At 53.4% G+C, this 6,601-nt stretch carries 5 protein-coding genes and 1 tRNA gene; 3 read left to right on the top strand and 3 right to left on the bottom strand.

The annotated features are described in order from the left end of the window. The first annotated feature begins 53 nt into the window (after positions 1-53). Positions 54-127: transfer RNA gene (locus tag ACIQ0G_RS09395), tRNA-Cys, on the top strand. Positions 128-311: 184 nt separating this feature from the next. Here the strand turns inward: ACIQ0G_RS09395 and ACIQ0G_RS09390 are convergent. Both ACIQ0G_RS09390 and ACIQ0G_RS09385 read right to left on the bottom strand, forming a co-directional pair. Beyond that, positions 312-1,943, bottom strand: a complete 1,632-nt coding sequence (locus ACIQ0G_RS09390) for a recombinase family protein (protein ID WP_397577683.1) — start codon at positions 1,941-1,943, stop codon at positions 312-314. After that, on the bottom strand, positions 1,940-2,365 hold the full coding sequence (locus ACIQ0G_RS09385; RefSeq protein ID WP_397577682.1) for a DUF2924 domain-containing protein: 426 nt from the start codon (positions 2,363-2,365) through the stop codon (positions 1,940-1,942). The genes ACIQ0G_RS09390 and ACIQ0G_RS09385 overlap by 4 nt, the downstream gene beginning before the upstream one ends. A gap of 688 nt (positions 2,366-3,053) precedes the next feature. Between ACIQ0G_RS09385 and ACIQ0G_RS09380 the strand changes: the two genes are divergently transcribed. After that, complete coding sequence (locus ACIQ0G_RS09380; RefSeq protein ID WP_397577681.1) at positions 3,054-4,430, top strand: cation:proton antiporter; 1,377 nt, start codon at positions 3,054-3,056, stop codon at positions 4,428-4,430. Between the two features lie 30 nt (positions 4,431-4,460). Here the strand turns inward: ACIQ0G_RS09380 and ACIQ0G_RS09375 are convergent, their stop codons facing one another. After that, positions 4,461-5,966, bottom strand: a complete 1,506-nt coding sequence (locus ACIQ0G_RS09375) for a tryptophan halogenase family protein (protein WP_397577680.1) — start codon at positions 5,964-5,966, stop codon at positions 4,461-4,463. A gap of 223 nt (positions 5,967-6,189) precedes the next feature. On the opposite strand from ACIQ0G_RS09375, the gene ACIQ0G_RS09370 reads away from it, so the two are divergent. Then, the coding region (locus tag ACIQ0G_RS09370; protein WP_397577684.1) for a TonB-dependent receptor plug domain-containing protein at positions 6,190-6,601 on the top strand (412 nt) is incomplete at its 3' end.

Here is a 6,601-nt window from a genome sequence, read left to right as displayed (position 1 = left end):
ACGCCCGCCTTCACCACATGATGGCATGCTGATCTGGCAAGTTGTTGTTTAGGGGCCCGATGGCGGAGTGGTGACGCAGAGGACTGCAAATCCTTGCACGCCGGTTCGATTCCGGCTCGGGCCTCCAAACACCTCACAGCTAAAACCCCGCTGACATTTTTCAATCATAAACCCCGCGTTCCTAAGCGCCTCCGGCCTAGCTGCAGGCAATCCAAAGTCTCTGCGGAGACCAAAAGAGGGCCAAACCGCCTTGATTTGACCCTCAGTCTCTACGCGCGATAGCCCGTGACACTTATGGAAGTTCGCGCATTCTAGGCAGCATGCTTCATGCCTAAAAACTTCCTCTGACCTTCCCAGTCCAGAGGTATATCGCGAGACAGAAGCTTCTCGGGATCAAGCCCTAAAGGTGCAGTTCCAGTAAGAAGCGCTTTCTGGATATCAGGCGCCAATAGCCCTATCGCAATGCGCTCGCGGGTCCATTCATTGACCGGCGTGGACATGTGCTCGTGCATCTCGGGATGAAGTGGTGAGGCGTTCAACTCCGTCAGCTTGCGGTGCGAGGTTCGTACCAGTTCGGCTAAAACTCTTTTCTGCTCGGGCGCATCCAAAAAGCTGTCGGTGGACCGCACCGACTTGCCACGTCGTACTGGCCGCGCATCTAAGGACAGCACGAGATCGTCATCGTGTATCTTTGCGGCCAGATCGATCTGCTGTGCTTTGGCAAGCAGCGTGTCCTCGCATGCGTTAGTGTCAATCAACGCCGCAACTTCCAACGTCACGGTCAGCTTGTTGGAGGAGAACATGACCCTCTTAATGGCGTCGAAGATCTCGGAAGTAGCAATGCCTAGGGGAAGAAGAGAGACGAGCCGATCCTGCAAAAATCGTTCTGTCCGCTCTGCCGACAGCCTGTCGCCAAGGGGAGTTGTACTTCCAGCTTTGAGCCTACCGAGCGGAAGCAATGTGTCGCTCACATAATAACGATATATCTTCTTGCCCCGGCCGTAGCCAAAGTTTGGCCGCATGGGTTTACCTTGGGCATCAAAGATTTTGTTGTGAAGCGGGCAGGCTGCAGAGCGCGTTTGCCTATTCACAAATTTGTGATGGTTTGCGGCAAGACGGTCCTGCACTTGCTGGAACAGGTCCGTGTCGATGATGGCATCATGCTCGCCAGGATAAGACTTATCCTTGTGGGTTATTTCGCCTAGGTAAATCCGATTACGCAGCAGATAAGATAGCCCGCTTGGGCCGTAAAGATATCCGCCCCGTTCCTTCCCGCTTCGCGCTGTCCATCGTTTGGATCGGATGTTGTTTTGGTCAAGATCTTTGGCGAGAGAGATGAGGGAGTTTAGCTCAAGATAGCGCTTGAATATGTAGCGGATCTGTTCCGCCTCTATCGGGTTTACATCCAGCCTGCGGTCTCCCAGGTCATAGCCTTTAGGGATGCTCCCGCCCATCCAGATACCACGTGCCATGGATGCAGCAATCTTGTCCCTGATTCGCTCGCCTGTGACCTCGCGTTCGAACTGTGCAAAGGACAAGAGGACATTGAGTGTAAGTCTGCCCATACTGTTCGTTGTGTTGAACGCTTGGGTCACGCTCACAAAGGAAGCTTTATTGTTATCGAACGTTTCAACAATGCGGGCAAAGTCTGTTAGGCTTCGGGTCAATCGATCGACCTTGTAGACCACGACTATATCCACCTGGCCTTTGGAGATTTCGTCAAGAAGCCGTTTAAGAGCAGGTCGCTCCATATTACCGCCCGACCATCCACCATCGTCATAAACTTGCGGCAGGCATTCCCAGCCTTCGCCAGCTTGGCTTTGGATATACGCCTCGCAGGCGGCACGCTGTGCGTCGAGACTGTTGAAGTTCTGCTCAAGGCCTTCATCGGTTGATTTGCGCGTGTAGATAGCACAGCGGAACCTTGTCTTTGCCTCGGTCATCGTACGTTGACACCCCGCAGGCCAAAGAAGCGCGGTCCGTTCCACTTGCGCCCAGTTATGTGTCGCGCAACTTCTGAGAGGCTTCCAAAGGTCTGCCCCTCAAAGACCACGCCGCTTTCTATCACGACCACCTCGTAGCGACGGCCCGCCCATTCGCGGGCCAGTCGCATACCTGGCTGGGCAGCAGGCCGCAGGACGTTTTGCTCCTTAGCGAGTATCCGCCGCGTCGCAGCATCTAGGTCGCCGAAAGCTTCCGCTTGGATGCGCCAAGCTAACACCCGCCGCAACAAATCTCCCGCTCGATGCTTAGGCGGCGGACCATAGCGTTTCTGCCATTCTGCTCTAACGTCCGCTAATGACATATCAATAAGGTCGGCGACGACAGCAGTGGCCTGCTTCTTGCGGCTTGACGATTTTAACATAGGTGGTCTCCGATCGCAGCAGGCCCAATGCCTTCTGTCACCACCCACAGCCCCCCGGTTACAGCCGGCAGGGCAAGCCGCTTCGATCAGTGCCGACGCGCAATGTGTTGTTGCTCGTATTTAGAACGCAGTCCAGTCGAGTTTACATTAAAAGTGGATGCCCGGGACTGTGAAGGTTAGGTGTATGCAGTGCCCGTCGTTAACCCCCCGGCTAAATCAGGCCGCTCGTGCCAATGGCAGCTTTGCGCCCAATATACGTCATTCAGATTAGCATGGGATAGCACCAAAAGGGGACATACAATTCCTGAGCTGGTTGGCACCCTCGAAATCCGCTGAATGGTTAATGCAGGCCTTCGAAGGCCTATCAGTTGAATCATTGTTCGAAGCAGGATGAGTTTTGCGCAAGCAACTGACTACCAAAATTGGGTAACTGCCAGCACCTGGGACCGATCTGACGGCAGAAGTGATCCCGGAAAGGGCGGGCGCTCTAGCGTGCGCGGAATGCGGCCGTTTACTTCTAAATTAGAAGCGCCCTGATTACTTTTCTGCTCAAATAGCAAAATTATGCTCTATGCGCTGCTACCGCAATCGTGTCATGGGTTGCCCTATGGCGACGTTTCTGGTCCACAAATGGTCAATATAATTGCAGCCACCTGTAAGCGCTTCATATCCATAGAAAGGGGAGGGTATGTTTTCTGAAATGCTAGAAAGCGCAATAGAAACGCTCTCCAAAGTGCTGGATCCCAACGGTCCTGCCCAGGCCGCGACTGTAAGTAGCTTCACGCCGACGGATTTTAGCGTCCACTTCTTTTTGCAGTTAGCTATCATCATATTAACCTGCCGGATCGTCGGCAAACTGGGCCAAAAATATCTTGGTCAACCCCAGGTTGTTGGCGAAATGATCGCGGGCGTGATCCTCGGCCCATCATTATTTGGCTATTTTTTCGCGGATGCACAGGCCGCGGTTTTCCCCGGACCGACTAAAAACGTGCTATATTCAGGGGCACAACTTGGCGTCGGTTTGTACATGTTTTTGGTCGGCACAACGTTGCAACTGGACCATTTCAAATCCAAAGCAAAGAGCGCGATAAGCGTATCATTAGCTGGCATCGTGGTGCCGTTTTTGATTGCAATATGGCTAACCCCATGGCTGCTGACCGTTCCGGGTCTCTTTACACCGGGAATTTCGCAATCAAGCGCGACTTTGTTCATGGGCGCCTGCATCGCGCTGACCGCGTTTCCGATGTTAGCGCGCATCATTAACGAACGAGGGCTAGCAAAAACGTCGCTCGGCACATTATCCCTTACCGCCGGTGCCTTTGACGACGCTGTATCTTGGTGCGTGCTCGCATTGGTTCTGGCAACCTTTGGCGCGGGCCCCGGCGTTGCCGTTCTCGCAATAGGTGGCGGGCTGCTTTACGCCACGTTTATCATCCTGTTTGGTCACAAAATTTTCGCGCCGCTGGGCCGGATAGTCGAGCGCGAGGGTGAAATGAGCATGACTGTGCTTGGCATAACCATCGCTGCATTCTGTCTGTCCGCTTTCATCATGGACGCAGTTGGCATCCATGCAATTTTCGGCGGCTTCATTCTGGGGGTTGTTATGCCCCGCGGACTATTTGTTGAAGAGCTAAAGAAGAAGGTTGAGCCGCTTGCCGTCGTTCTGTTGCTGCCGATGTTCTTTACCTATTCAGGGCTCAACACGCGCATGGATATGGTCAACACGATTCCGTTGCTGTTGATCGCACTGGTCATTTTGGCGGGATCAATCGTCGCCAAATTTGGTGCGTGCTATGTCGCCGCGCGGGTTGCTGGCGAAGACAATCGTACCGCATTGGGTATCGGCGCGTTGATGAACTCACGTGGTTTAATGGAACTCATCATCATCAACATCGGCCTGCAAAAAGGCATAATCGGACCGACATTATTCTCAATGCTGGTGCTTATGGCGATTGTCACCACGATGATGGCAAGCCCATTGTTCGAGTTGGTGTACGGCCGAAAAGCCCGTGAATCAGGCGAGCTCGGGGCACTGGGGAAAAAGGACGTGGCTCTGGCCGATTGAACCCCGGTTTGATGAGGGAAATTGCTTTTTTCAAGCAGGGGCGGGGCAATATCGGTTCAGATATTCGCCATGTGACGGCATGTGCTGGACTACAAACTGGATCGATTTTTCCATTTCGTCAATTTCGCGCCGCGTATTTGGTTCTCTCACCGCGTCTGCCATGGCGTTGTGCCCGCCCATCTTGATACCCTGCCCCATCATGACAGCGGCCCAGCTGGTTTCGGTAAATAGCTCGTCATCTTCGCGGAATATTTGGCCGTTTTGACGGAACAGCTCGACCTTCTCGGTAAGGCTGTCGGGCACGGGCATATTGCGGCAATAGTTCCAGAACGGACTGTCGTCACGCGTTGTGCTGTTATAATGCAGGATAAGGAAATCGCGGATGCGGGCATATTCCTTGCCGGTCAGGCGATTGAACGCGTCTTCTTGCGCTTGCGTCACGCCATCGAGAGACAGCAACGCAATCAGCTTGTTAATCCCTGTGTTCACAAGGTGCAGCGAGGTGGACTCAAGCGGCTCCATAAAGCCCGATGCCAGACCAAGCGCGACAACATTTTTGTTCCAAAACTTTTTACGTCGACCCGTTACAAAACGCAGGAAATTTGGTTCAGCGCCGGGTTTTCCGGCGATGTTGTTGACCAGGATGCTATGTGCCTCGTCATCAGACATATATTCATTGCAATAGACATGGCCGTTGCCGTTGCGGTGCTGCAAGGGAACCTGCCATTGCCATCCCGCCGAATGGGCGGTTGCGCGGGTATAGGGCAATGGACCGCTGCCATCTTCACGCAAGCATGGCAGTGCTACCGCACGGTTGCAGGGCAGATAATTGGACCAATCGTCATAACCTGTTTTCAGCGCCTGTTCGATCAACAGGCCGCGGAAGCCAGAGCAATCAATAAACAGATCGCCCTTCAACACGTCGCCATTTTCCATTGTCACCGACGATACAAAACCGCTTTCATTGTCTAATGTGACATCAGAAATCTTGCCTTCACGGCGGACAACGCCGCGCGTTTCTGCATAATTGCGTAAATATCGGGCGTAGCGTCCGGCGTCGATATGATAGGCGTAGTTAACGGGCGGCAAATCGTCGCGTTGATAATCTTCCGTTCGCGCAAAGCGCCCGAAATGCGCGGCCATTGTTTCGACGTTGAAAACTTGAATGGGGCGCTTGTCGCCGGCTTGCTGATATTTGTGCCACACATGGTGAAATGAAATACCATCGACCTGATAGCCATAATTGCCAAAGGGGTGGATATAGCTGTCGCCAATCTTGCCCCAGTTGACGAACTGAATGCCCAGCTTGAAACTGCCTTGGACCATGGAGAGCATGTCGCGCTCGTCGATTTCGAGCAGACGGTTAAAGTCCAGAAACGGAGGTATCGTCGCCTCGCCAACACCGACGGTTCCGATCTCTTCCGATTCGATCAACGTAATCGCCACGGGACGACCCGCGCGAATACGGGACAGCGCAGCAGCCGCCATCCAGCCAGCGGTTCCTCCGCCCACGATGATGATGTGATCGATTGCCATCCGACTTCTCCCTTAAACATCCTGCGTAGCCATATAGACGAGAACTGCAAATTGTGAACGTTCATTTTATCTCTTGTGAACGCTCTCAATTGTGGATATGTGTTATGATAAAGGGGGAGTTCATATCCTCCGAATCGACATCAGGGAGGGTCATTTGGCACGCAAATCTTTATTCGGAGCATCGCGATTGCAGCGCCTTGCTGTTTTGACGACGGCATCCAGTATTGCACTATGTGCAGCGCAGCCGGTTTTCGCACAAACGGCTGAACAGCCCGCTGAAGCTGCGGAAAGCGCTGAGGCTGAAGACGCGATCATCGTGAGCGGCTATAAAAAATCTCTCGCAGACTCGCAGAGTATAAAGCGTGAAGCCGACACATTTGTTGATGTAATCACCTCCGAAGATATTGGCGCGCTGCCCGATCGTTCCGTTGCAGAAGCATTGCAGCGCGTCCCTGGCGTCAACATCTCACGTTTTGAACAGCGCAATGACCCCGACCGCTTTTCGGTTGAAGGTTCAGGCGTTGTTATTCGCGGATTGCCATATGTCCTGTCGAACCTGAACGGCCGCGAAATCTTTTCGGCCAATGGTGGCCGGGAATTGTCGTTCAATGACGTTTCGCCTGAATTGTTGGGCC

Origin of the sequence: Sphingorhabdus sp. (genome assembly GCF_044354325.1) — a bacterium.
GTDB lineage: Bacteria > Pseudomonadota > Alphaproteobacteria > Sphingomonadales > Sphingomonadaceae > Sphingorhabdus_B.
This window is presented reverse-complemented; position numbering and strand designations above follow the sequence as displayed.